At 59.6% G+C, this 26,259-nt stretch carries 23 protein-coding genes; all 23 read right to left on the reverse strand.

All coding sequences use genetic code 11. From position 1 onward, the window contains the following. Window positions 1–164 precede the first annotated feature (164 nt). A complete protein-coding gene (gene whiA, locus A37O_RS0100715; RefSeq protein ID WP_033377629.1) occupies window positions 165–1,148 on the reverse strand; it encodes a DNA-binding protein WhiA in 984 nt (327 codons plus the stop codon). Window positions 1,149–1,165: 17 nt separating this feature from the next. Then, window positions 1,166–2,137 (reverse strand): gluconeogenesis factor YvcK family protein, encoded by a 972-nt coding sequence (locus tag A37O_RS0100720; protein WP_018295573.1) that lies wholly within the window; start codon window positions 2,135–2,137, stop codon window positions 1,166–1,168. Window positions 2,138–2,174: 37 nt separating this feature from the next. Further along, window positions 2,175–3,065, reverse strand: a complete 891-nt coding sequence (gene rapZ / locus A37O_RS0100725) for an RNase adapter RapZ (RefSeq protein WP_018295574.1) — start codon at window positions 3,063–3,065, stop codon at window positions 2,175–2,177. Window positions 3,066–3,100: 35 nt separating this feature from the next. Beyond that, window positions 3,101–5,173 (reverse strand): excinuclease ABC subunit UvrC, encoded by a 2,073-nt coding sequence (uvrC, locus tag A37O_RS0100730; protein ID WP_018295575.1) that lies wholly within the window; start codon window positions 5,171–5,173, stop codon window positions 3,101–3,103. A 2-nt stretch (window positions 5,174–5,175) separates the two neighbouring features. Then, window positions 5,176–5,706 (reverse strand): PH domain-containing protein, encoded by a 531-nt coding sequence (locus tag A37O_RS0100735; protein ID WP_018295576.1) that lies wholly within the window; start codon window positions 5,704–5,706, stop codon window positions 5,176–5,178. Between the two features lie 78 nt (window positions 5,707–5,784). Continuing rightward, window positions 5,785–6,270 (reverse strand): 6,7-dimethyl-8-ribityllumazine synthase, encoded by a 486-nt coding sequence (gene ribH, locus A37O_RS0100740; protein ID WP_018295577.1) that lies wholly within the window; start codon window positions 6,268–6,270, stop codon window positions 5,785–5,787. Between the two features lie 2 nt (window positions 6,271–6,272). After that, window positions 6,273–7,532, reverse strand: coding sequence for a bifunctional 3,4-dihydroxy-2-butanone-4-phosphate synthase/GTP cyclohydrolase II (locus tag A37O_RS0100745; protein ID WP_018295578.1), 1,260 nt, complete (start codon window positions 7,530–7,532; stop codon window positions 6,273–6,275). 11 nt (window positions 7,533–7,543) lie between these two features. Then, a complete protein-coding gene (locus tag A37O_RS0100750) occupies window positions 7,544–8,131 on the reverse strand; it encodes a riboflavin synthase (RefSeq protein ID WP_018295579.1) in 588 nt (195 codons plus the stop codon). Next, complete coding sequence (ribD, locus tag A37O_RS0100755) at window positions 8,132–9,109, reverse strand: bifunctional diaminohydroxyphosphoribosylaminopyrimidine deaminase/5-amino-6-(5-phosphoribosylamino)uracil reductase RibD (RefSeq protein WP_018295580.1); 978 nt, start codon at window positions 9,107–9,109, stop codon at window positions 8,132–8,134. It lies immediately after the preceding gene. Next, window positions 9,096–9,752 carry a ribulose-phosphate 3-epimerase gene (gene rpe / locus A37O_RS0100760; RefSeq protein ID WP_018295581.1) on the reverse strand — a complete coding sequence of 219 codons (657 nt, stop codon included), beginning with the start codon at window positions 9,750–9,752 and terminating at the stop codon, window positions 9,096–9,098. The genes ribD and rpe overlap by 14 nt, the downstream gene beginning before the upstream one ends. A 5-nt stretch (window positions 9,753–9,757) precedes the next feature. Then, window positions 9,758–11,251, reverse strand: coding sequence for a transcription antitermination factor NusB (locus A37O_RS0100765; protein WP_018295582.1), 1,494 nt, complete (start codon window positions 11,249–11,251; stop codon window positions 9,758–9,760). Further along, the gene (gene fmt, locus A37O_RS0100770) at window positions 11,248–12,219 is read right to left on the reverse strand and encodes a methionyl-tRNA formyltransferase (protein ID WP_018295583.1); all 972 of its coding nucleotides are present in this window, start codon (window positions 12,217–12,219) and stop codon (window positions 11,248–11,250) included. The genes A37O_RS0100765 and fmt overlap by 4 nt, the downstream gene beginning before the upstream one ends. Beyond that, window positions 12,219–12,731, reverse strand: coding sequence for a peptide deformylase (gene def / locus A37O_RS0100775; RefSeq protein ID WP_018295584.1), 513 nt, complete (start codon window positions 12,729–12,731; stop codon window positions 12,219–12,221). Before def ends, fmt begins: the two co-directional genes overlap by 1 nt. Window positions 12,732–12,800: 69 nt before the next feature. Continuing rightward, the gene (locus A37O_RS0100780; protein ID WP_026196015.1) at window positions 12,801–14,831 is read right to left on the reverse strand and encodes a primosomal protein N'; all 2,031 of its coding nucleotides are present in this window, start codon (window positions 14,829–14,831) and stop codon (window positions 12,801–12,803) included. Between the two features lie 17 nt (window positions 14,832–14,848). Next, entirely contained in the window at window positions 14,849–16,063 is a 1,215-nt protein-coding gene (metK, locus tag A37O_RS0100785; protein ID WP_018295586.1) for a methionine adenosyltransferase, read from the reverse strand. Between the two features lie 102 nt (window positions 16,064–16,165). After that, complete coding sequence (coaBC, locus tag A37O_RS0100790; protein WP_018295587.1) at window positions 16,166–17,404, reverse strand: bifunctional phosphopantothenoylcysteine decarboxylase/phosphopantothenate--cysteine ligase CoaBC; 1,239 nt, start codon at window positions 17,402–17,404, stop codon at window positions 16,166–16,168. Window positions 17,405–18,078: 674 nt separating this feature from the next. Beyond that, complete coding sequence (gene rpoZ / locus A37O_RS0100795) at window positions 18,079–18,372, reverse strand: DNA-directed RNA polymerase subunit omega (RefSeq protein ID WP_018295588.1); 294 nt, start codon at window positions 18,370–18,372, stop codon at window positions 18,079–18,081. Window positions 18,373–18,378: 6 nt separating this feature from the next. Next, window positions 18,379–18,969: a guanylate kinase gene (gene gmk, locus A37O_RS0100800; RefSeq protein ID WP_018295589.1), complete on the reverse strand. Its 591-nt coding sequence runs from the start codon at window positions 18,967–18,969 to the stop codon at window positions 18,379–18,381. Between the two features lie 3 nt (window positions 18,970–18,972). After that, the gene (mihF, locus tag A37O_RS0100805) at window positions 18,973–19,296 is read right to left on the reverse strand and encodes an integration host factor, actinobacterial type (RefSeq protein WP_018295590.1); all 324 of its coding nucleotides are present in this window, start codon (window positions 19,294–19,296) and stop codon (window positions 18,973–18,975) included. Window positions 19,297–19,514: 218 nt separating this feature from the next. Beyond that, window positions 19,515–20,312, reverse strand: coding sequence for an orotidine-5'-phosphate decarboxylase (pyrF, locus tag A37O_RS0100810; protein WP_018295591.1), 798 nt, complete (start codon window positions 20,310–20,312; stop codon window positions 19,515–19,517). Then, complete coding sequence (gene carB, locus A37O_RS0100815; RefSeq protein ID WP_018295592.1) at window positions 20,313–23,669, reverse strand: carbamoyl-phosphate synthase large subunit; 3,357 nt, start codon at window positions 23,667–23,669, stop codon at window positions 20,313–20,315. It lies immediately after the preceding gene. A gap of 17 nt (window positions 23,670–23,686) precedes the next feature. Beyond that, the gene (gene carA, locus A37O_RS0100820) at window positions 23,687–24,862 is read right to left on the reverse strand and encodes a glutamine-hydrolyzing carbamoyl-phosphate synthase small subunit (protein ID WP_033377615.1); all 1,176 of its coding nucleotides are present in this window, start codon (window positions 24,860–24,862) and stop codon (window positions 23,687–23,689) included. A gap of 20 nt (window positions 24,863–24,882) precedes the next feature. After that, window positions 24,883–26,259 carry a dihydroorotase gene (locus A37O_RS0100825; RefSeq protein WP_018295594.1) on the reverse strand — a complete coding sequence of 459 codons (1,377 nt, stop codon included), beginning with the start codon at window positions 26,257–26,259 and terminating at the stop codon, window positions 24,883–24,885.

A 26,259-nucleotide genomic window follows, 5' to 3' on the forward strand; every position in this document is an offset into this window, starting at 1 on the left:
CAAAACAGTCACATTCACACATTGCGCGATGTCGGGTTATGGAGAATTTCCCAGCTCAATTAATAGTAATACCTAGGATATTTCACCCCCACACCTGTACTTGCGCTAGATGCCTCGTCATCAAAAACGACTGTGAATTCTGTCACATAGATAGGGGTGGAGTGCTACAAGTCTTTTTCGTCGTCAAGCACAACTGCAGAATGCGTATCGGGAATTCCAAGCTCGCTGGCCCGACGATCGGCCATCGACAAAAGTCGACGAATACGACCCGCGACCGCGTCCTTAGTCATCTGAGGATCGGCCAAACGACCAAGCTCCTCAAGTGACGCGTGACGGTGCTGCACGCGTAAATGTCCGGCTTCAGCAAGGTGTTCCGGGACATCATCGCCCAGGATCTCGATCGCACGCTCGACTCTCGCGGCTGCAGCCGCAGCGGCCTGCGCCGACCGCCGCAGATTGGCGTCGTCGAAGTTTGCCAACCGATTCGCATTGGTTTTCACGATTCGCTTGCGACGCTTATCGTCCCATTCCACGCGTGTTCGCTGAGCACCCATACGAGTTAACAAAACGCCGATGGCATCCCCATCGCGGATGACCACCCGTTCAATCCCGCGAGACTCTTTAGTCTTCGCAGCAACGCCCATACGTCGCGCGAGACCAACCAATGCCAAGGCCGCTTCCTGCCGAGGGCAGACAACCTCTAAGGTCGCAGTGCGCCCTGGCTCGGAAAGTGAACCGCGAGCCAAAAAGGCACCACGCCACGCGGCCTCCACATCGCTCATCGTGCCCGAGATTACCTGTCTTGGTAGTCCGACTACGGGGTGACCAGAAGGCGTGACTAACTTGAGCCGGCGGATGACTTCCTCAACACCGTCCGTCACCTTAATCTCATGCCGGGTTTCCCGGTGAGAAGCACCAGGCGCAATCGTGGTGACCTCAACCGTGCACTCACACACCTCACCTAGAAGCTGTGCGCAATGATCTGCAATCGCACGATCGTCGAAATCCGCAGCGATGATAAGACCACGAACACCTTGTTCGACGCCACCCGCATAACGAATCATTGCAGTTGCCTCCGCTTGGCGGGCATCCTTATTGCCAGCGCCAACCTGCAACAATTCGTTTTTCACCTTCGCGGTTAACGCCACGATGATCAAGCCTTTCTCTAGCGTTGTGTATACAAATCCTCCAGAGCCGAAGCAAGTTTATCTGGATCGTGCTTGTTCAAACTCACGCCAGCTGCGTCTGCCACGTGGACATCATAGTACGCAATAGTTGCGCCTAGCCCATTGGCTGCCCTGCGAAGATGAGTTCGCTCCCCTTCAGTAGGGCTGATGTAATTATCGGCAAGAAATACGTCGACGTGGAGATCCGGTGCATGCTGGGACAGCACATGAATATGACGTTCCGTGGTAAACCCATGTGTTTCGCCCGCTTCAGGCGACAAGTTGAGAATAACAACAACCATAGCTTTGCTCGCATTAATGGCCTGAACAATTTCCGGAACGAGCACGTGTGGGATGACCGAGGAAAACCAAGATCCGGGGCCAAGAGTAATGACATCTGCCTCAGCGATGGCTTCCAACACATCGGGATTCACCGTCGGGTGTGTGGGTTGGAGACGGACTCGCCTGACCACCCCCGGGGTCGTTGCCACCGCTACCTGCCCACGGACTGTTCGCATGACACGTGGATCGTCGTCAAGCCCGCCCACATCGGCCTCTAAATCAAGCGGCTCGAGGCACACCGGCATCACACGCCCGTTTACTCGTAGCCAGGTAGACAGCGTGTCCAGAGCCTGACGCATGTCGGAACTCCGCTCAGTCAGCCCCGCCAGAATTAGGTTGCCCAGGGCATGTCCAGCGAGTGCGCCATGCCCGCCAAAGCGGTGCTGGAGAAGGTCTCTGCTCGAGTTGCCCTCCTCGTCTTCTGGAGTCAAGGCAGCAAGAGCCATCCGCAAATCCCCAGGTGGAATAATGTCCAGCTCCTTGCGGATGCGACCGGATGATCCTCCATCGTCTGCGACCGTCACCACAGCATTGACCTTGGCATCGGTAAATTTCTGCATTGCCAGCAGCGTTTGGTACAAACCGTGTCCGCCTCCGAGGCTGACTACCGAGCAATTTCTTTTCGCCATGAGCTACTTCCCTCTTCCCTATTATGTGTCCAGAGGGCTATTTTCTTGAAATATCACGGTGCAGGACGCTGACGTCTACATCGCCGCGTTGACTCAGCCTACGTTTCAATTCCTCAGAAATAGCAACCGAACGATGATGTCCGCCGGTACAACCTATGCCGATTGTGATGAAATTCTTTCCCTGATAGCGATAACCCGGAAGCAGCGAACCGATCAACTCGGTCACCTTGTCCACGAAGGACGTCGCATCTTCCTGGCTCAACACGTAATCGGAGACCTGTGGATCTGTCCCCCGGAATTCGCGGAGCTCGGGAATCCAATAGGGATTCGGAAGGAATCGGACATCAAACATGAAATCGGCATCCGGCGGTGAACCATGCTTGAATCCAAACGATTCGATGGTGATGTGTTGCTTCTTCTCGGCGACGTCACCGAAGGAGGCCTCAATGGCACGGCGGAGATCGTGTACGGACAAGTTCGTTGTATCGATAACGATGTCGGCTTGATCGCGCACAGGTGCGATTGATTCCCGTTCACGCTGAATACCCATACTCAGCGGATCGTCGCCCTGCAGTGGGTGCGTACGCCGCATGCCATCGAAACGCTTAATCAGGACGTCGTCGCGTGCCTCTAAGAACAGGATGATCGGCTCATAGCCGAAGTCCTTGAGGTCGGTAATGGTACCCAGCAATGATCCTTGAAACATGCGGGCGCGGACGTCGGTCACAATCGCAATCTTGTCCACCGGGGAATTCTTGGACGTCGCCAGCTTCACCATGTCCACGATGAGCTGTGGTGGGAGATTTTGGGGAACGAAAAACCCTTTGTCTTCGAAAACCTTTGCCGCGGTAGACAAACCGCTTCCCGACATGCCGGTGATGATGATTGGGGGCTGGAAGTTGCGTTCAACTGTGCCGTCATTCTCCATGCCCCCATGTTAATCAATCTGGCTATGACTTGGGGCTATTGTTCGAGCTTTTGGTGTAAGTGCTCATACACAACCGCCGCAAGCTTCGGACCAATTCCGGGTGCCTCGGCTATCTCATCCACAGGGGCCTCTTTGATCTTTTTCACGCTACCGAAATGCTTCACCAAATCGGCGCGACGGGTAGGTCCCAACCCCGGGATGCCATCTAGTGCCGAGGCCCGCATTCGTTTCGAACGTTTCTGGCGGTGATAGGAAATGGCAAAGCGGTGCGCCTCGTCGCGAATTTGCTGCAGCAGGTACATGCCTTGCGAATTGCGGGGCATAATCACGGGCTCATCGTCGTCAGGAACCCATACTTCTTCAAGACGCTTGGCCAGGCCAATGAGAGTCACGTCGACAATGCCGAGCTCGTCGAAGACTTCTTGTGCCGCGTTGACCTGTGGTTTTCCTCCGTCGACAATGAAGATATTTGGTGGGTAGGCAAAACGACGATTGTTCGTGGACTCGATACCCTCCGCCTCTTCGGCAAACATCGTGTCGTCCTCTTCAGGGTTGGCTAGCTTGTCGCGGTTATAGCGTTTGAAGCGCCGCCTCGTGATCTCGGCGATCGAGGCGACATCGTCGCTATGGCCGTCGCCGGCTGCTTCCTTGACGCGGTATCGTCGATAATCGTTCTTCTTGGGCAGCCCATCCTCGAACACAACGAGGGAGGCCACAACGTCGGTGCCCTGGATATGCGAGATATCGGTGCACTCAATGCGCAGCGGGGCTTCCTCGAGGCCGAGCGCATCCTGGATATCCTGCAGGGCCTGGGAACGAGCGGTAAGGTCGCCGACGCGCTTCAACTTGTGCTGGTGCAGCGCCTCGGCGGCGTTACGGTGCACGGTATCCATCAGTGACACCTTGTCGCCGCGCTGCGGAACGCGGATGGACACCTGCGAACCACGCAGGCGCGACAGCAGTTCTTCGACCTCGGCCTGTTCCTCGGGCATGACCTGCACCAAAATCTCCCGTGGGACTGGGTTGTAGGTGCGCTTAGGCTCGTGGGATTCCTGGTCGACTCCCCTGCGGCGAATCTTTTGCTTCTCCAACTTTTTGTCCTCGGCGGCTTCTGCCTCGGCGCGCTCCAGGGCGTCGGAGTAGTACTGCACGAGGAAGTTCTGCATCAGAAGTGGGATCGCCGGATCGGCTTCTCCATCGTCGCGGCGCTCCATGCTGCCCGGTTCATCACCAGTCTTCTCCACGACCCATCCCCGCTGGGCGCGGATGCGGCCGTCGCGAACATTGAACACCTGCACTGCTGCTTCCAGTTCATCGGTGGCAAAGGCAATAATGTCCGCATCTGTATCGGTGGACAGCACGACGGTCTGGCGCTCCATGACCTTCTTCACGGCTTCGAGGTCGTCGCGAATCTTGGCTGCCTTTTCAAACTCGAGATTCTCGCTGGCCTCAAGCATCTGCTTATTCAATGCCTTGGTCACGGGCTCGGTGTTGCCAGACAGGAAGCCCATGAAACCCTTGACAATCTCGTCGTGCTCGGCTTCGTCGACACGCCCGACACACGGTGCAGCGCATTTGTCGATGTAGCCCAAAAGACAAGGCCGTCCCAGCGCCTCGTGGCGGTTGAACACTCCCTTGGAACAGGTGCGCATCGGAAATACTCGGGTGAGCAGATCGAGGGTTTCCCGCACCGCCCAGGCATGCGAGTAAGGGCCGAAGTAGCGCACGCCTTTACGACGAGGCCCGCGGTAAAAGAAGGCACGCGGGAAACGCTCGCCGACGCTGACAGCCAGCATCGGGTACGTTTTGTCGTCGCGGTACATGACGTTGAACCACGGATCAAACTTCTTGATCCAGGTATATTCCAGCTGCAGCGCTTCAACTTCGCTGGCGACAACGGTCCACTCCACCTGAGAGGCAGTAAACACCATTTGACGAGTGCGCGGGTGCAGCTGCTCGGGCGCCTGGAAATAATTCGACAGGCGCGAACGCAGGTTTTTGGCCTTGCCAACGTAGACGACGCGACCGGAATCGTCGCGGAATTTATAAACACCCGGTTCCGTAGGAATAGTTCCTGCGGCCGGGCGGTAGGTATTCGGGTTTGCCATACTTAGTCTTCTGGCATGTACTTGGCTTCCAGTTTGCGGAAGTCACGCACAGCCTGCAGTGCCTTTTCGCCGTCAGCGGACTGGATTGCCCAAAGTGGAACGTATTCAAACTCAGGTAGCTCGAGGCGTGCCATCCGCGAACCCTGTGGGAAGGTCAAACCATAGATGACGATCCACGAGTAGAAACGAGTGCCGATCAGATTGCGCACCTCGACGCCATCGGAATTCGCGCGCACGCGAGGACGGGTCAAACCGATCCACGACACGATAGAGATAATCACACCCACACCTGGGTAAGCGAGCTTGTCAATCTGAGTCACGGCGGCGCCGGTGAACTCAATATCGACCACAGCACCCATGAACAGGTGCACTGCCATCACGATGATGACCCATACGATTGCTACGATGCGCAGGAAGCGGGAAGTCACTTCGAATTCCCACGGCTTGTTGGTTGTAGCGGCGAAAGGGTCCGCGGCGTTCATGATCGCGATTTCGCGCTCTGTTGCCTTCTTATTTTCTGTTTGCTCGTCCACGTTTAAAGGTCACCATTTCCACTAGTGGTTGCTGGTTAAAGATCCTAGTCGCCAGCGCTGAAAACTAAAACTTTCGTATTAGTTCTTCACAGGCCGGGTGCGTACCTTAGCGAGTTCGAGACACGCACCAATCGCAGCTTGCATCGCTTCGGCGCCCTTATCTTCAATCGCACCTTCGCCACCAGCGCGTTCGATGGCCTGTTGCTCGTTGTCAACAGTCAGCACACCATTGCCCACAGGGGTCTGCTCGTCGAGCGCGATGCGGGTCAGGCCCTCCGTTACGGAGTCACACACATAATCAAAGTGCGCGGTCGAACCGCGAATGACGCACCCGAGCGCAACAACAGCGTCATAGCGCTGTGCCGCAGCCTGCACGACAACGGGAAGCTCCAGGGCACCAGCCACTTTAAACTCGTCGACCTGTACACCCGCAACTTTTCCAGCTTCGCGAGCACGCTGCACAAGCTTATCGACGATGCCTGCGTTCCACTCAGTGGACACGACAGCGACGGCTAAGCCTTCCGCTTTGAGCTCCGCTAGTCCCGGACGTCCTGTAGTAGCCATGATTACACTCCTGGTTCTGGATGAGTTGCATCCCATTCGCTGACCGAAGGAAGGTCGTGGCCCATGCGATCGCGCTTGGTACGCAGGTAACGGATATTGTCGTGGGTCGGAATAATGTCGATCTTAACGCGACCGGCCACCTTCGGGCCGAAACCATCCATCGCCGCGGTCTTGAGCGGATTATTCGTCATCAATTGGAAAGAATCGAGCCCAAGATCCGCGAGGATTTGACCGGCCACGGAATACTCGCGTGCATCAGCAGGAAGTCCCTGCTCGAGGTTTGCATCAACGGTGTCCATCCCCTTGTCCTGCAGGCTGTACGCTTTCAGCTTGTTCAACAGACCGATCCCTCGGCCCTCTTGCCCGCGCAGGTAGACAATGACACCGTTTCCGGCCTCTTGCACGCGACGCATCGACTCATGGAGCTGTTGGCCACAATCGCATCGTGTCGAGGTAAACACGTCACCGGTCAGGCATTCCGAATGGACTCGCACAAGCACATCATCGGCTTTTTCTACATCACCGACGACAAGCACGATGTGCTCGTTGCCATCGATTAAGTGGCGGTAACCATAGGCAGTGAACTCACCGAATTCGGTAGGCAGCTTCGCGCTGGTAATCCGCTCAACCTGCTTTTCCGCGTGGCGACGATACTCAATCAACTGCTCAATCGAGATCATTTTCAGGCCATGCTTATCCGAGAACGCGCGGAGCTCGTCGGCACGCGCCATGTCCGTCGGATCGTCCTCGGAGACGATCTCGCACAGTGCGCCAACGGGCGATAGGCCCGCCATGCGTGCCAGGTCCACGGTGGCTTCCGTGTGTCCGTCGCGCTCGAGGACGCCACCGGGGCGAGCCCGCAGAGGTACGATGTGACCAGGGCGAGTAAAATCGCCGATCTGCGCGTCCGGATCGCCGAGCCGGCGGATCGTCTCTGCGCGAGAGGTAGCCGAAATGCCTGTGGAACCGGTGTTCGCATCCACGGTGACCGTGTAGGCAGTGGCCCGCGCATCCTGGTTGCGCGCCACCATCGGCGGCAGGTTGAGGGCATCAGCGCGCTCGTCGTTCATAGCGACGCAGATGTATCCAGAGGTGTAGCGCACCATAAAGGACACCAGCTCAGGGGTGGCTTTATCGGCGGCAAAAATCAGGTCGCCCTCGTTCTCGCGACTCTCGTCGTCGACCACGACTACGGCTTCGCCGCGCGCAATGGCAGCGACCGCGTCTTCTACAGAATCTAGACGAATAGTGCTCTCACTCATGCCGGTTAACTCTACTCTGTGACCATTTTCTCGACGTACTTGGCTACAACGTCGACTTCCAAGTTCACCGGATCCCCTGGTGCCAAATCGCCGGCGGTGGTATCCGCCAACGTTGTCGGGATCAACGACACCTCAAAGTAGTCAGCGCCCAGCGACGAGACGGTCAGCGAGGTCCCATTGACAGTGATAGAACCCTTCTCCACGACGTACTTGTTGAGCTGCTCGGGCAAGCTAAAGCGGAATACTTCCCAGTGCTCCGAGGCTTCGCGGCTGAGCAGCTCCGCCACACCATCGACGTGACCTTGCACAATGTGGCCACCGAAGCGATCGCCGACCTGCATCGCGCGCTCGAGGTTCACCCGCGAGCCTTCCGTGTAGGTTCCCAGGCGGGAGCGGTTGAGCGTTTCCTGCATCACGTCCGCGGTAAAGACGTCCCCTTCGTTCGTGACCACGGTCAGGCACACGCCGTCGACCGAGATGGAATCACCGAGTGTCGCATCGGAGGTGACCTTCGGGGCGTGAATAGAAATCCGCACGGAGTCACCCAATTGTTCCGTAGCACCGACGGTGCCGATCTCCTCGACTAAGCCTGTAAACATCTAGTTTTGTTTCCTCTTTAAGTTGATCAGTAGGTCTTCGCCTAATTGTTGAACATTCTCCAGCGCGAATCGAGGCATTGACGCCAAGGTTTCCGCGAGCGGACGCATAACGACTCCATTGCCGCCGCCCATGAGCATGGGCGCAAGATACGCCTGAATCCGATCGGCAAGATCGGCCTCAAGCACACTCGTGAGCAAGCCCGCTCCGCCTTCGACGAGGACGTCGCGCGCGCCAGTGTCGTATAACGCCCGCAGCGCTTCGTCGAGAGTGCTGTACTGTTCATAACCCAATTGGGTGAGATTTCCTTCCGGCACCTCTCGCGTACCGACGACCACACGCCGCGGTTGGTTCCCGTACAGGCTGCCGTCCAGCTTTCTGGCAGTCAGCGAGGGGTTATCGGCAAGGGCTGTACCAGTGCCGATGATGATGGCATCACGTTTCGTGCGGTCCACGTGCACCGCTTCGCGAGCGGTCGCACCGGTGATCCACTGGCTTGTCCCATCCGGGGCTGCCGTAAATCCATCGAGACTGGCGGCGTATTTCACGGTGACATGAGGGCGCTCAAGCTCGAGCGCAGTCAGCCACGGCTGCAGGTCGGCGACTTCGGTCGGCCGGAATTCCACCTCGACACCCTGCTCGCGCAGATACTGCGCGCCACCTACGGCCAACGGGTTCGGATCGGCCGTCAGATACACCACCCGTGCGACTCCCGCCTCCGCCAACGCGTGGCTGCAGGGTCCGGTGCGCCCGGTGTGGTTACAGGGCTCGAGGGTGACTACGGCGGTTGCGCCGCGCGCTTGGTCTCCCGCGGCGCGCAGCGCCACGATTTCTGCATGGGCCCCGCCGGCGGGTTCAGTGCCACCGGTGGTAATCAGGCGACCTGCATCGTCGTAAAGCGCGCACCCCACGGGAGGGTTCGGGCTGGTCGTGCCGCGGACCGCATGGCCCGCGGCGATCGCATCACTACTGCTGAGCAAGTTCGCGCAGCTTCTCTACTGCCGCCGCAGGGTCATCCTTACCGAAGACTGCGGAGCCAGCGACGAACGCATCGACGCCGGCCTCTGCGGCCTCGGCGATGGTGGACTCGTTGATGCCACCGTCGATCTCGATGGTGACGTCCAGGCCGCGCTCGTCGATAGCCTTGCGCAGCGTGCGGACCTTCTCCAGCATCTCCGGCATGAACTTCTGTCCGCCAAAGCCTGGCTCGACGCTCATGACGATGACTTCGTCGAAGTGCTCGAGGTCGTCGAGGTAAGGCTCGATGGCAGTGCCTGGCTTGATAGCGAAACCTGAGCGCACACCCTTGGAACGGATGTCCTTTGCAAGGGCGACATGATCGTCGGTGGCTTCGACGTGGAAGATGATCGTGTCGGCGCCAGCCTTAATGTAGGTATCGATCCACTTCTCGGGCTCCTCGATCATGATGTGCACGTCAAGGTGCTTATCAGTGATGCCGTCAACGGCAGCGGTCACATCCGGCCCAAAGGACAGGTTGGGAACGAAGTGGCCATCCATGATGTCCACGTGGATCCAGTCGGCGTTGTCGATCTTCTTTATATCCTCGCCGAGAGCGGTATAGTCTGCGGCCAAGATGGAGGGTGCAATATATGGTGCGGGCATGACATCTATCCTACCTGTTCGGTTTTCCTCAAAACGGCGAAAAACATTGCATCTGTGCCGTGGCGATGTGGCCACATCTGCACGCTGAGATTGTCGCCGACATTATCCATTCCCTCGACATAGTCGTGGGCGTTCAGTTCTTCGACGTGGCCCTCTTTGAGCACCTTATCGACGATGCCCCGCGTCTCCCGCAAGTCCGGCGAACAGGTGGAGTAGACCACAACTCCCCCGGGCTTGACCAGGTTCACGGCGCTTTCGAGCAGCTCCTGTTGGAGCACGTTGAGCTCAGCGATATCGTCTTCGGTCTTCTTCCAGCGAGCTTCAGGACGACGCCGCAGGGCGCCGAGACCCGAGCACGGCGCGTCGACGAGGACGCGGTCGAAGCCTGGTTCAAGTCCTGGGTTACGGCCGTCGGCGAGATGAACCTTGACCGGCAGGCCAGCGACGGTCTTGCGGATCAGTTCGGCGCGATGCTCACTGACTTCGATAGCGTCCACTGAGGCGCCGTCGATGCGAGCCAACGCACCCATGAGTGCGGCCTTGCCGCCTGGACCTGCGCAGAGATCAAGCCAACGGCCTTGATCGTCGTCCACTTCGACTTCCGTGACGGCGCGCGCGATCAGCTGGGAGCCCTCGTCCTGCACAGCGGCGAGTCCATCGCGGACGGGTTCGAGCTGACCCGGATCTCCTTCGGGAAGGTAGACGGCGTACGGCGAGTACTGGCCTTCCTCCCCACCGGTAACCAGGGCGAGCTCTTCAGCAGACATCTCACCGGGACGCGCAACAAGATGCACCACGGGACGCTGGGAATCCGCTTCGAGGGCTTCTTCGAGCTCGCCGAGCCCCACTGCTCTGGAAAACGAGCGCGCAATCCACTCGGGGTGCGCGGTTCGGAAGGCAACAGCCGCCAGTTCTCCTTGCGGTGTGAGCTCTTCGATCCACTTCTGCGCAGGCTTCCGCGTGATCGTCCGCAGGATACCGTTGGCGAAGCCCTTAGCTTGCTCATTGCCGGATTCCTCTACAAGCCGGACAGAGGTGTCCACGGCGGCGTGAGGTTCAACGCGGGTATACAGCACCTGATAGGTGCCAAGACGCAGTGCGTCAAGAACCTCGGGCGCAATCTGATCAAGGGGGCGCGAGGACGCCTTGGCAATGACTGCGTCGAGAACACCAAGTGTGCGCAGCGTGCCGTAGGTGATCTCGGTAGCGAAGGCAGCGTCGCGGTCCTTGATTTTGCGGTCGCGCAACATCTTTGGAAGCGTCAAGTTCGCGTAAGCACCGTCCTCGGCGACGCGCCGCAGTACGTCGAAGGCTGCTAGGCGTGGGGCATCGATTCCGGTGCTGCCCCGCTTGGGGTTCTGCTTTGCACCTGCCTTCTTCGCAGGTCCCTTCTTGGGCCGTGCCGCTGGTTTTCCGGCAGGTTTTCCCGCAGGCTTCTCAGCGCGTTGCTCTGGTTTGTCCCGGCGGCCAGCCGAACGGGAACGAAATCCTCCACTCATTCAAAAACCACCTTGTCTGCTGCCTCATCTGCACCGTCTACTGCGTCTGTGCCCTGGGAATTCAGGCCACGCGCCCACGCAGCAGCATCCATGGACTTCTTTCCTGGTGGCTGGATGTTGCCCAGTTTGGCATCCACTGTGCCAGTACCCACGAATACCGCGTTCTTCTCGATGCGCAGCTCGCCGGGAGCGAGCGTGGCTTCGTCGAGAAGCGAAATAGGTCCCACCTTGAACCTCTCTCCGCTCAGCGTGGTCCATGCCCCTGGGCCTGGGGTGTGCGCGCGGATGTGACGGTCGATGGCGAATCCCGGCTGCGACCAGGAGATACGTGCATCCTCGGTGGTGATCTTCGCGGCGTGCGAAGCCTCGCCAACCTGTGGCTGCGGGTCGGCCTGGCCGGACTCTAGGAGATCCATCGTGGCCACGAGCAGATCACCACCGGAATAGGCCAGGCGTGTCAGCAGGTCATCGGCGGTATCGGTGGGGCGGATCTCCTCGGTGACGGTGCCTAGGATATCGCCAGTATCTAGCCCCTCGTCGATGCGGAAAGTCGTCGCGCCGGTGATCTCGTCGCCCGCGCGGATCGCTGCCTGCACAGGTGCTGCCCCGCGCCAAGCCGGCAGAAGGGAAAAGTGGAGGTTGATCCAGCCGTGCTCGGCCACATCGAGGAGATCGGCAGGGATGAGGTTGCCGTAGGCCACGACAGGAACGGCATCCGGTGCCAGCTCCTTGAGGCGAGCTCGCACAGCATCCCCGTCGTCAGTGCCCGCCTTCAGCGTCGAGGGGGTGAGCACCTCGATGCCGTGCTGCGTAGCCAAAGCCTTGACTGGGGATGGGTGCAAGCTGCGACCGCGTCCACGACGCGCGTCAGGCTGAGTGAGCACGGCGACGATCTCGTGTTTACTGCCTAAGAGCTTTTCAAAGGCAACCACCGCTGGATCCGGGGTGCCGGCAAAAATAAGGCGCATTAGTTCTCCTTAAACCAATCAGCGGCGCGGATGATTCCCATCGCTTCTTTCCGCGATTGTGGATCGAGGCGCTTGAGGAATAGGACTCCGTCAAGGTGGTCAGTTTCATGCTGGATGCAACGCGCCAACAGGCCACTAGCCTGAATGGAGATATTCCTGCCACGGCTATCCTGCCCGCGCACGACGACATTGTCGTAGCGCTCGGTGTCCATTGAAATGTCCGGAATGGACAGGCAGCCCTCTGATCCAATCTGCACAGTGTCGTCCAAGGGCTCCCACACCGGGTTGATGATGTGGCCACGCAGGCCGCTTTCAATACCGGTGCAATCAAACACGAAGATCCGCTTCGTCAAACCGATCTGGTTTGCGGCCAGACCGACACCGCCTGCGTCATCCATGGTCTCCAACATGTCTTCCACCAACCGGTCAAGAGAAGAATCGAATGTAGTGACCTCGGAAGACCGCGTGGTTAGCACCGGGTCACCAAAGAGGCGGATTTCGCGGATTGCCATAGCGTGCAGGGCATCCTTTCTATGCACAAGTGAATGATCGCTTACTAGTGTACTTGTGCGCTAGACACGCTAACCGATGTGGATCGGATCAACCTGGATCCGCACTGGGGCGCCATCGTTGCGGTCTTTCCGGGTCGCCCGATTGATCTGCGCTGCCCGGAGCGCCGTGCCAAGAGCGTTGCGCCCGTGCAGCGGAGTCCGAATGAGAATCCGCTGCGCTGGGCCCAGCTTTTGGGTATCCCACGTGCCGGGCAAGTCATTGCCCGGAGGCAGGTCCACGGGGCCCAGAATCTCGGCATGCTCCGGAAGTTCCAGCAGTTCCTGGAAGTGCTCCAGCGACACAGCTGGTGCGTCGACCGCGGCCATGTGCACCGCCGGCGGAAATCCCACTTCTCTGCGTTGACTGAGTTCCAAGGCTGCGTGCCCCGGCATGTCCCAGCGGATCAGATGCTGCACCGCGGGCAGAGCCGGATCGGCGACCACGACGACTTCTCCCTGCTGCATCTGCGGGGAGACCAACGTGGCCGTTGCCGCCCACTTTTCCAAGGTGTCCTCCACCGCGCGTAAATCGGGACGCCCGAGCAACGCCCAGGTGTCCAGCAAGACTGCAGCCCCGTAGGTGGGGTCGTCGCTAAGCACTCTCGGCTCTGCTCCTGGCGTGGCCACGACGATCATCGGCGCGTGCTCCACCGTATCTTGGATGCGATCGCCCCACGACGAGACGACGCGCGTCGACGGGAAGGCGCGACCGAGCTCTTCGGCCGTGCGCGCGGTACCGATCACCACGGCGCGGATCTTGCGCGATCCGCAATTGCCGCAGGTGTGCGCTGCGTCCATGCGCCCGCACCAGCGGCACGTTGGGGCGGCTGCTTCGCCTCCCGAGGGCAGCCCGAGCGGGCCGTTGCACCAGCGACACCGCGAGGGTGTGCGACACGTCCCGCAGGCCAGCGACTGCACGTATCCGGTGCGCGGGACTTGAAAAAGCACGGGTTTGCCGCGTGCAAGCGAACGCCGTGCAGCCTCGAAGGCCACCGATGGCAGTCGCGCTGCGCCGGCGCGTGGATCGCGGGCGAGTTCGAAATCGCTATCCCCGGCTGCGTGGATATACGGCGCCTTCGACCGCAAGGTGTGCCGCGGAGCGATCAGGTCGTGGGCCCAGCCGGACTCGACGAGCAGCTGCGTCTCGGCTGTGCGCGAATGTCCGCCAATAATCAGCGACGCCTTTTCAATCGCGGATCGCGTGGTTAATACCTCCCGCGCATGCGGATAGGGCGCGCGTGGATCGATCAGATTGTCATCGCCGTCGTGCATGATCACCATCAACTTCAGGTCCTGCACAGGAGCGAAAGCAGCAGATCGCGTGCCGACGACCACGCGGCCCTGACCATGGAGAATCGACAAAAAGCGCGAGTAGCGCGCCTGTGGGCCCTGCGACGCGGTGAGTACCGTGATCTGGCGCGCGCCGATGATTTCTTTTAGTGCTGCTTCGCAAGCGTCGACGTCGCGCTGATCGGGAACGACGATGAGTACTCCCCCGCCCTCGATGGCGACTTTCGCTCCGAGGGTGGCAATAATCGTGGGCCAGTGATCCCCCGGTGCGACCTGCCACGCAGCGCGTGCCAGCTTCCCGTCCAAGATGGCGTCCACGAAAGACGTCCCGTTTTCGTACTCCGCCCACGCGGACAGGTCCGGTTCGGTGACGGTGCCAAGTTTTTCCCACGGGGTGTCCGAATCAGTTTTCTCCGCGCCCGCGTGGCGCGCCGGAATCGCGGCCCGAAGGATGTCAGAACGCACGCCGGCATAGCGCTCGGCGAGGGCATCCACGAGCTTCTGGATCCGCTTCGGATAGACCACATCAGGCGAGATCACCCGCTCGATATAGCGCAGCGAGCCCTCGTGCTCAGTGGTGGCCGCACGCTCAATCACGAAGGCATCTACGAGTCGGCCGGCGAACCTGATGCGGACCCGGACCCCCGGTTGCGCTGCCTCGAGATCGTCGTCTTGGACGAGGTAATCGAAGGTCCGATCGAGCTGAGCTAAGCCCAGCAAAGGCAAAACCCGCGCCACGGGGAGATGCACTGTGGCGCGGGAGTTACTCATGCAAGCAGATTCTAGCCTTAGATTGCTGCTTTCAGGTCGTCGACCTTGTTCAGCTGCTCCCATGGCAGGTCAATGTCGGTCCGACCGAAGTGACCGTACGCCGCGGTCTGCGCGTAAATCGGACGCAGCAGGTCCAGCTCGCGGATGATCGCGGTTGGGCGAAGATCGAAGACCTTCTCCACTGCCTGCTGGATATCCGAGTCGGATAAACCTTCCTTAGCAGTGCCGAAGGTTTCCACGTACAGGCCGACTGGTGCCGCGCGGCCGATGGCGTACGCGACCTGGACCTCGGCACGGTCAGCCAGACCGGCGGCCACGATGTTCTTGGCTACCCAGCGCATTGCGTATGCAGCGGAGCGGTCCACCTTTGATGGGTCCTTGCCGGAGAAGGCGCCGCCGCCGTGGCGAGCCATGCCACCGTAGGTATCAACGATGATCTTGCGACCGGTCAGGCCAGCGTCACCCATGGGGCCGCCGAGGACGAAGGAGCCGGAAGGATTGACCAAAAGCTTCAGGTCATCGGTGATGTACTTCTCCAGGCCGGCGTCCTTAATCACCCAGTCCAGAACCTCTTCACGCATTGCCTTTTCCAGGTCAGCGCGCTCGAAGTCGCGGTCGTGTTGGGTGGAGATAACCACGGTATCCAGGTACACAGGCTCGTCGCCGTCGTACGCGAAGGTAACCTGGGTCTTACCGTCAGGACGCAGGCCTTCGACGATGCCCTGCTTGCGCACATCAGTGAGACGGCGTGCGAGGCGGTGGGCGGTAGAGATCGGGAGTGGCATGTACTCCTCGGTCTCGTTGGTGGCGTAGCCAAACATCAGGCCCTGATCGCCAGCACCGGTTTGGTCGTCCTCATGTGTAGCCCCGTTTTCGCGCACTTCCTGAGACTTCGTCACGCCATCCGAGATCTCCGGCGACTGATCACCGATGGAGATCGAGACACCACAGCTATGACCGTCGAAGCCGACGTCCGAAGAAGTAAACCCGATATCGACGAGCTTTTCGCGCACCAACTTAGCGATGTTCGAGTACGCAGTAGTGGTCACTTCGCCGACAACGTGAACCTGACCCGTGGTCACCATGGTTTCCACGGCGACGCGCGAGTTCGGGTCCTTGCTCAACAGATCGTCGAGGACGGTATCTGAAATGGCGTCACAGATCTTGTCTGGGTGGCCTTCAGTGACTGACTCACTAGTAAAAAGCCGGTAGTACTTCTCAGGGGCAGACACGGTAGATGGATTTCCTTACTTGAATCAAAACAATATTCGGTAGTACAAAAATGTAGCGAGGTACCTCAACCAATATAGACCAAGCGGTCTAAGTCGGCAATATTACACACGAAATTCCTCGACTGCATCCATGATTTGGGCAGCAACCAGGTGCTTGGAGCCATCCTCCACGACAGTTTCCGAGCCATCCGAGCCCAGCAACCAGCCACGGTTCGTGGATTCACCGAACACGCGACCCCCGGCTACCTCATTGACCATCAGCAGGTCACAGCCTTTCTTCTGCAGTTTCTTCCGGCCGTATTCCAGAGGCGTCGTTGCATCGTCGCCGGTTTCGGCCGCAAATCCCACCAAGGTCGTCGTTTCCGACAGCTCTCCAGAGCGTCGCTTTTCGACGAGGCCCACCAGAATATCTGGGTTCTCCACCAAGTGGATGGTGGACAGGGAATCGTCGCTAGTCCCCTTCTTTAGCTTGGACTGCGCTTCAGAATCCGGCCGGAAATCGGCCACTGCGGCGGCCATGATGACCACATCCGCATCTTGCGCCGCCTCGTAGACAGCTTGTTCCATCTCGCGAGTGGATTGAACCTTGACGATGTTCGCCCCCGGAGGAGTTTCTAGCGCCTCAGTGGCACCTGCAACAATGGTCACATCCGCCCCGCGGTGGGCAGCTATGTCCGCCAACGCGAAGCCCTGACGACCCGACGAACGATTTCCGATGAACCGCACCGGGTCGATGTTCTCTTGGGTACCACCCGCGCTGATAACTACTTTCAGCCCCTTCAGGGAGTACGAATAGTCCACGCCCTCGAGTGCAGTCCTGGCAAGATCTGCAATCTGGTCCGGCTCGAGCATGCGACCCGGGCCGGAATCCTTACCCGTCAAGCGACCGTGCGCAGGCTCCAGAACGACAAAGCCACGCTCACGCAGAGTTTTAACGTTGGCCACCATGGCTGGGTTGTTCCACATCTCGGTATGCATCGCGGGAGCAATGACCACCGGGCACGTAGCAACGAGGATTGTTGCTGTCAGCAGATCATCAGCACGACCGGCAACAATTCGTGCCATCAGGTCCGCAGTGGCAGGGGCAATGACAATGAGGTCGGCTTCTTGACCCACCCGCACATGCTGCACCTGATCGACCGCGTCGAACACCTCCGTCGACACAGGATGCCCCGACAATGCTTCAAAGGTCGCCGCGCCAACAAACTTCAACGCGTTGGGAGTTGGCACCACACGCACGTCGTCGCCGTACTCTTTCAAATTTCGCACCAACATACAGGCCTTATACGCTGCGATTCCGCCAGAGACACCGACGACAATATTGCGAGGGGAATTCAACACGACTCCTTGAGGGAAGAAAGCATTTTCTTTCAACGACTCTACTGAACAAAGAGGCTTCAGGGCTGAAGGAGCGTTCCGATGAGTTCCGCATGGTGTTCATGGAGGTGCTTGGGGTCGCCCCGAGGCTTCCAACACCGGCGCTGCTCGAGTTTGGCTAATTGTGTTTAGCTAATTAACCCCCAAATCCTCCAAAAATGGAGCTAATTAGCAATACTGAATTAGCCAAATGGGATCTCCCGCGGATTCTCCCGCCTGATACCTGTCAGTTGACAGTCCGCCGTGCGGACAAAATCGAGCCACACATGCCTGAACAGGTCCCCTTCCGCCCAATACCTGTCGCTCAGCAGTCCGCCGTGCGGACAAAATCAACCCACGGTCGCCCGAGACGGACCCCGGCTACCCCATACCTGTCGCTCAGCAGTCCGCCGTGCGGACACTTTCCAGCCACACATGACCTCCAAGCAGCTCCCCGAACATCCCATACCTGTCAGTCGACAGTCCGCCGTGCGGACAAAATCGAGCCACGTTGCCCGAGACGGACCTCGGCCACCTCATACCTGTCGCTCGACAGTCCGCCGTGCGGACACTTTCCTGCCGCACACACCCGAACGAAGGCAAAACAAAACCCGCTGCCTCGAAAGAGGTCAACGGGAAGTTGTTAGCGAGCCTGAAGGTTACTGACCTTCTTCATGCTCAAGTAGTCCAGCCTGAATCTCGCGCAATGCGATGGACAGAGGCTTCTCGCCTGGCTCAGGAGTGACAAGAGGTCCGATAAACTCGAATACGCCCTCGTCGTGCTGCTGGTAGTAGCTGTTGATCTGGCGTGCGCGCTTTGCAGCGAAAATCACCAGAGCATACTTCGACGACACTTTGGTCAAAAGCTCGTCGATAGGCGGGGCGGTGATGCCCTCTGGCGTGTCATACACCAGGTTTTCGGACGTACCCATTTCGTTGGTCACGTTACTCACTTACACCTACTCATTATTGTTATTGTTCTCGCCCAAAAGGATAGCACTAATTGCAGATACCGCGGTATCCACATCGTCGTTGATAACAACGGCATCGAACTCATCCTGGGCTGCTAACTCCGCTCGCGCTGTTTCCAAGCGACGGTCAATGACCTCCTGCGGTTCCGTCCCACGCGAAGTCAAACGGTCAACCAAAACTTCCCACGAAGGAGGTGCGAGGAAAACCGTGACCGCCTCAGGCATCAAAGCCTTAACGTTGCGGGCACCAATCAAATCGACCTCGACCAGAACTGGTCGGCCTTCATCGAGGGCCTCGCGAACAGGCTCCGCAGGGGTTCCGGAGCGCTGCAGTCCGCCGTGTATATCGGCCCACTCCAGCATCTCGCCAGCATCAATCCGGCTTTGGAACTCTTCGCGGGAAACGAAGTAGTAATCGCGTCCGTTTCGCTCGCCCTCGCGCGGAGCACGAGTTGTCATTGACACCGAGAAGTACAGATCAGAAATCGATTCTCGGAGTTGGTTCACTACCGTCGACTTACCGACGGCAGATGGACCAGCCAAGACGACGAGCCGTCCCTTAGGGGTGACTCCGGGCACGAATTAGTCCTCGGAGAAGCCGAAGCGCTCGAGGAGCGCGCGACGTTGACGCTCGCCAAGACCACGCAGACGGCGGGTCTGAGCGATTTCAAGCTCTTCCATGATCTCACGAGCCTTGACCTTGCCAACCTTAGGCAGAGCCTCGAGGAGAGCGGAGACCTTGGTCTTGCCAATGATCTCGTCGGTCTGTGCCTTGTCCAGAACCTCCTTGAGGTTCGTCTCGCCACGCTTCAGGGATGCCTTAAGCTCTGCACGCTTCTTGCGAGCCTCGGCTGCCTTTGCGAGTGCTTCCTTGCGCTGCTCATCAGTCAACTTGGGAAGGGCCACGGGGTTCCTCCATGTTCGTAGTAGTTAGTTGTGTACCAGCGCACCACTTTGCACTGGTGACAGGGAAATCAAACCCGAATCTCAATGGTGTGAGTTCCTGACATCGGCCAAGTGTAACACCGGACGATGTCAATCACGACACCCGCGCCGGTATTTCAGCACGTCATCGGGTTGCTGGTAATAAACTACCAGGCTTTTTAGTTAAACGACGAAACGCCCTAATTAATGTACTGTTTCGCCTGGTCAGTTACCTGTTTTCGCAGGTCGTGCACGTCCGGCCCAGCACCGAGAACCGATCGCGAAACACTTGGGAAAACAAGGTGAGAATTCTTACCTGCAATACGTGTCACATCGTCGACGGTTCCGCCCTGAGCACCGACACCTGGCATCAATACCGGGCCGTTGAGATCATCTAGTCGCGGTGGATTCACAAGCGTTGCACCGACCACAACACCGACGGAGCCAACAGTAGATCCCTGGTTGAGTTCCGCGCACTGATCGACCATGTATTGGGCCACGGTGCGGTCGTCGTCAAGCGTGCGTGATTGGAACTCGACGGCCTCCGGATTCGATGTCGCGCCGAGCACGAACACGCCGCCGCGATTGATCGCCGGGGCCAGCGCGCCGACGCCGAGGTATGGCGAGACGGTGACGGCGTCGGACTGTAATGGGGAGGACTCTCCTAGCCAGGCCTCAGCGTAGCCGTCCATGGTGGAGCCGATGTCGCCGCGCTTGGCATCGGCGACGACGAGCGTGCCCGCCGAACGAAGCTCACGGATCGTGTCCTCCAACACGGCGTAGCCTTGCGCACCGAAGCGCTCGAAGAACGCCACCTGTGGCTTCACCAAGGCGACGTGGCCGGCGAAGGCCTCGACGCAGCGCTGCGAGAACTCGCGCAGGCCGTCAACCGAATCGGTCAACCCCCACGCCTGAAGAAGAGACGCATGCGGATCGATGCCGACACACAGTCTGCCAAAGTCATCGCCCGCGGCGACGAGACGCTCACCGAACTGCATTTACTCTGCGCTCACATAATCTGCTGGAACGTGCTCGAGCTCCTGCAGAGCCGTCACGGTGATCTCGTTGGCACGCAATGCCTCGATGCCTTGGACAGCCGCGGTCACGCCCTGCACCGTGGTCATGATTGGCACGTTGTTGGTCACGGCGGCGGCGCGGATCTCGTAGCCATCGTGACGAGCTCCGGAGGAACCGGCCGGGGTGTTCAGGATCATGTCGATCTCGCCGTTCTTAATGCGATCGACGATGGACTCACCTTCCGCACCTTCTCGGACCTCAGACGCCTTGAGCACGACCTCGCAGTCGATGCCGTTGCGACGCAGCATCTGGGCGGTACCTGCGGTGGAGAGAATCTTGAAGCCCATGGTGGCCAGTCGCTGGATTGGGAAGATCAGCGTGCGCTTGTCGCGGTTCGCCACGGAGACGAAGACGGTGCCCTTGGTAGGCAGCTCGCCGAAAGCGGCAGTTTCAGCCTTGGCATACGCGACGCCGAAGTTGTCTGCCAAGCCCATTACCTCGCCGGTGGACTTCATCTCTGGGCCGAGGATGGTGTCCAGGATGGTGCCATCCGGGCGACGGAAGCGGGTAAATGGCAAGACTGCTTCCTTGACTGCGATCGGGTGCTCGAGTGGGAGCGTGCCGCCGTCGTAGTTGGTAGGCAGCATTCCCTCTTCCTGCAGCTCAGGAATGGTAGCACCCATCATGACGCGGGATGCAGCCTTCGCCATGTGCACGCCGGTAGCCTTGGACACGAATGGCACGGTGCGCGATGCGCGTGGGTTCGCCTCGATGACGTACAAAATGTCGTCCTTCAGCGCGAACTGCACGTTCATCAGGCCCTTGACGCCGATACCGTGAGCCAGTGCCTCGGTAGAGCGGCGGACCTGCTCGATGTCCTCTGGGCCGAGCGTCATTGGAGGCAGCGCACAAGCCGAGTCACCGGAGTGGATACCAGCTTCCTCGATGTGCTCCATCACGCCGCCAAGGTAGACGTTCTCGCCGTCGCACAGGGCGTCGACGTCGATCTCGATGGCGGAGTCCAAGAACCTATCGACGAGCACCGGGTGGTCTGGGGAGAGCTCGGTTGCGCGGTTGATGTAGTCTTCCAGGCTGGCTTCGTCGTAAACAATTTCCATGCCACGGCCGCCAAGCACATAAGACGGACGCACGAGCACTGGGTAGCCAATGCCGTTGGCAACAGCCTTTGCCTCGTCGAAGGAGGTTGCGGTGCCGAACGCTGGTGCTGGCAGGGATGCCTCTGCCAGGACCTTGCCGAATTCTCCGCGGTCCTCGGCCAGGTCGATGGCCTCAGGGGTGGTACCAACGATGGGGACACCCGCGTCGCGCAGGCGCTGTGCCAGGCCAAGCGGGGTCTGGCCGCCGAGCTGGACGATGACACCTGCGACGGTGCCGGATTCGGACTCTGCGTTGTAGATCTCCATGACGTCTTCGAAGGTCAGTGGCTCGAAGTAGAGGCGATCTGCGGTGTCGTAGTCGGTGGACACGGTCTCTGGGTTGCAGTTGACCATGACAGTTTCGTAGCCCTTGCGGGAGAGCTCGAGTGCTGCGTGAACACAGGAGTAGTCGAACTCGATGCCCTGGCCGATGCGGTTCGGGCCGGAGCCCAGGATGATGACCTTTTCCTTCTCGGTCTGAGGAGCGATCTCGGACTCGGCGTTCGGATCGTACTCGTAGGCCGAGTAGTGGTACGGCGTCTTCGCCTCGAACTCACCGGCACAGGTATCCACGGTCTTGAAAACCGGGCGGATGCCCAGGGACCAGCGCAGGGAGCGCACGCCGTCTTCGCCCGCAAGTTCTGGGCGCAGCGCGGCGATCTGTGCGTCGGAGAGGCCGTAGACCTTAGCTTCGCGCAGCAGTGCCTCGTCGAGAACTGGAGCGTTTTCCAGGATCTCGCGGAACTCCACCAGGTCCTTGAGCTCAGCCAGGAACCATGGGTCAATGCTGGAGGCTTCGTAGACCTGCTCGATGGTGGCGCCGAGGCGCAGTGCCAGCTCCACGTCGTACATGCGGCCCTCGGTGGGGCGCTTTAGGTCCTCGAGGACAGCGTCGAGGTCGGTGGCACGCTCGCCGGCGAAGTACTCGTCGGACTTGGTCCAGAACCCGTTGGGCTTGGACTCAAGCGAGCGCATGACCTTGTTCAGACCCTGGATGTAGTTGCGGCCGATGCCCATGGCCTCGCCCACCGACTTCATGGTGGTGGTCAGGGTGTCGTCGGAGCCGACGAACTTCTCAAAAGCAAAGCGTGGAGCCTTGACAATGACGTAGTCCAGCGTTGGCTCGAAGGCCGCCGGGGTTTCGCCGGTGATGTCGTTGGTGATCTCGTCGAGCGAGTAGCCAATGGCCAGCTTGGAAGCAATCTTCGCAATTGGGAAGCCGGTTGCCTTCGACGCAAGTGCCGACGAACGCGAGACACGTGGGTTCATCTCGATGGTGATGATGCGGCCGTCGTTGGGGTTCACCGCGAACTGAATGTTACAGCCGCCGGTGTCCACGCCGACCTCGCGGATGATCGCGATGCCCTGGTCGCGCATCTTCTGGTATTCGCGATCGGTCAGGGTCAAAGCCGGTGCCACGGTGACGGAGTCGCCGGTGTGGACACCCAGTGCGTCAACGTTTTCGATGGACGCGATGACAACAACGTTGTCGTCGCCGTCGCGCATGAGCTCGAGCTCGAATTCCTTCCAGCCGAGAATGGACTCCTCGATCAGGACGTTTGCCTCTGGCGACGCAGCCAGTCCGCCGCCGGCAATGCGCTCGAGGTCTTCGGTGTTGTACGCCAGACCGGAACCCAGGCCACCCATGGTAAACGAGGGGCGCACGACAACGGGCAGGCCGAGGTCCTTGACGGCCTCGTGGACTTCGTCCATGTTGTGGCACACGGCGGAGCGAGCGGACTCGCCACCGATCTTGGTCACGATGTCCTTGAACTTCTGGCGATCCTCGCCGCGCTCAATCGCGTCGATGTCGGCGCCGATCAGTTCGACGTTGTGCTTGTCCAGGATGCCCAGGCGGTCGAGCTGGATGGCAGCGTTAAGTGCGGTCTGGCCACCAAGAGTAGCCAGGATCGCGTCGACCTTGTGGCCCTGTTCGGCCTCGCGGACAAGGATCTTTTCAATGTAGTCGGGCTCGATTGGCTCGACGTAGGTATGGTCTGCGAACTCCGGGTCGGTCATGATCGTTGCCGGGTTGGAGTTGATCAAGGTGACGCGGAGGCCTTCTTCGCGCAGGACGCGGCAGGCCTGAGTACCCGAGTAGTCGAATTCGCAGGCCTGACCGATGACGATCGGGCCGGAACCGATAACCAGGACGTGATTAATATCTGAGCGCTTTGGCATGGTGTTTCCCTTCCTGGTTACTTCTTGTTTGGCGAGAACTTGTCCATCAGTTCAATGAACTGATCGAACAGTGGGTTCGCATCGTGTGGGCCGGCGGCGGATTCTGGGTGGTACTGCACGGAGTAAGCCATGCCGTTTTCGAGTGCCACGCCTTCCACGACGTCGTCGTTAAGGCAGGTATGCGTGACCACTGCTCGGCCGAAGTCGGTGTCGAACTTCTGGCCTGCTTCGCCTTCGAGCGCGAAGCCGTGGTTCTGCGAGGTGATGTCGATCTTGCCGGTGAGGTGGTTCTTGACCGGCACGTTGATGCCGCGGTGGCCGAACTTCATCTTGTAGGTGCTCAAGCCGAGTGCGCGGCCGAGGATTTGGTTGCCGAAGCAGATGCCAAACAGCGGGATTTCTTGAGCGATGATCTCGCGGGTGATGCCCACCATCACATCCGCGGTGGCTGGGTCGCCAGGGCCGTTGGAGATGAACACGCCGTCTGGCTTGTACTGCTCGATCTCAGTGACCGGGGTGTTTGCCGGCACGACGATGGTTTCGATGCCACGGCTAGCAAAGTGATTCGGAGTGGCCGACTTGATGCCCATGTCATAAGCCACGACCGTGTAGCGCTTCTCGGCGGTTGCCTCGATGGTGTATGGCTCCTTGGTGGACACCTCGGTTGCCAAGTCCGCACCCTCCATGGATGGCTGCGCATTGACCTTATCGACGAGCTCCTGCACGTCCTTAGTTGCGTCATCGCCAGAGAAGATGCCGGCCGGGACGGAACCGAAGTTGCGGATATGGCGCACAATGGTGCGGGTATCCACGCCACCGATACCGATGATGCCCTGCTTTTTCATCTCGTCTTCCAGCGAGCGCTCCGCGCGCCAGTTAGACACGCGCTTGGACAGGTCACGGATGACCAGGCCTGCGACCCAGATCTGGCCGTCGCGGGATTCATTGTCCTCGTCGTTCCAACCGGTGTTACCGATCTGTGGTGCAGTGGTGACCAAGATCTGGCGGTGGAAGGAAGGGTCGGTCATGGACTCCTGGTAACCAGTCATAGCCGTAGTGAAGACGGCCTCGCCCAAAGTGGTGCCCTCGGCGCCGAAGGCAAAGCCGGGGAATGTAGTGCCATCGCCCAACACGAGGATGGCAGGAGTGCGGGATGCAGTCACGGGAACCCTTTCTGACTGTAAATTATTCATTCGTATGTATTCTATGCGTTTTACTGTGCGATAGCGCTATCGCCGTGCGCTGGCGCCGAAATCTCGCCATCTGACAAGGTCACATGACCACGCAGAATGGTGTGGGTGACTTGCGCGTTGAAGGTCATGTCCTCGAAAGGCGTATTCTCCGACTTCGATTCGAGTTCCTCACCATGCACGGTCCACGGAGCATCCGGGTCAACGACGGTGAGGTTGGCAGGCTCCCCGACCGCAATGGGGCGGCCGTGGCCAGGCAGGCGCGTGATCTCGGCGGGCTTTTCGCTCATCACCTTGGCCACGAAGCGCCAGTCAGCCAGTCCGGATTCCACAAACACCTTTGCGACGATGGCCAGCGAGGTCTCTAGGCCCAACATGCCAGGACGGGCGTGTTCGAATTCGACGCACTTTTCTTCCGAGCCATGAGGAGCGTGGTCGGTAGCCACGCAATCAACGACACCTTCGAGTAGGGCGTTCTTCAACGCCTCGGCGTCGCGGCGCTCGCGCAACGGTGGGTTCACGCGGTACACGCCGTCGTAGGAGGACAGGACTTCGTCGGTAAGCAAAAGATGGTGCGGGGTGACCTCGGCTGTGACCGCTACCCCACGCGACTTGGCCAGGCGCAGCTGATCCACGGTGCCTTCGGTGGAGGCATGGCAGATGTGCAGGCGGCCGCCGTAATCGCGGTTCATGATCGCATCGCGGGCAACAATGGCCTCCTCTGCCACGCGTGGCCAACCGCGCAGGCCGAGCTTCGCAGCCTCCGCACCCTCGTGGGCCACGGCGCCTTCGGTCAAGCGCACGTCCTCTGCGTGCTGAGCCAGCAGGACATCCATGCCCTGGGAGTACTCGATGGCGCGGCGCATGAGCTGCGGGTCGCCGACGCACTTGCCGTCGTCGGAAAACATGCGGACCTTAGCCTGCGAATTGGCCATCATGCCAAACTCTGTGAGCTGCTTGCCCTCAAGGCCCTGGGTGATGGAGCCGACTGGATGCACGTCACATACGCCATAGTGTTGGCTCTTAAGCCAGACGGACTCGGCGATGATCGGCTGATCCATCACCGGCATCGTGTTCGCCATGGTAAACACGGCTGTGAACCCACCCTTGGCGGCTGCGTTGGAGCCGGTCTCGATGGTCTCGGTGTCCTCGCGGCCTGGCTCGCGCAGATGAACATGCATATCGACGAGGCCTGGAAGCAAAACGTTGCCCTTGCCGTCGATGACCTGTGCATCCTTGGCGGCCGCAGTATCGATGTCACCAATCTCGGCGATTTTGCCGTCCCGGATCAGCACGCTGACTGGGTCGCCTTCGCCGTAGGGGCGCACATTGTTCAGCAACACAGCCTGGATCGCGGCTGGGCTCGTGACACCCGTGGCTGGGTAATTATTCTCAGTCAT

Origin of the sequence: Corynebacterium lubricantis DSM 45231 (assembly GCF_000379425.1) — a bacterium.
In the GTDB taxonomy this organism is placed as follows: domain Bacteria; phylum Actinomycetota; class Actinomycetes; order Mycobacteriales; family Mycobacteriaceae; genus Corynebacterium; species Corynebacterium lubricantis.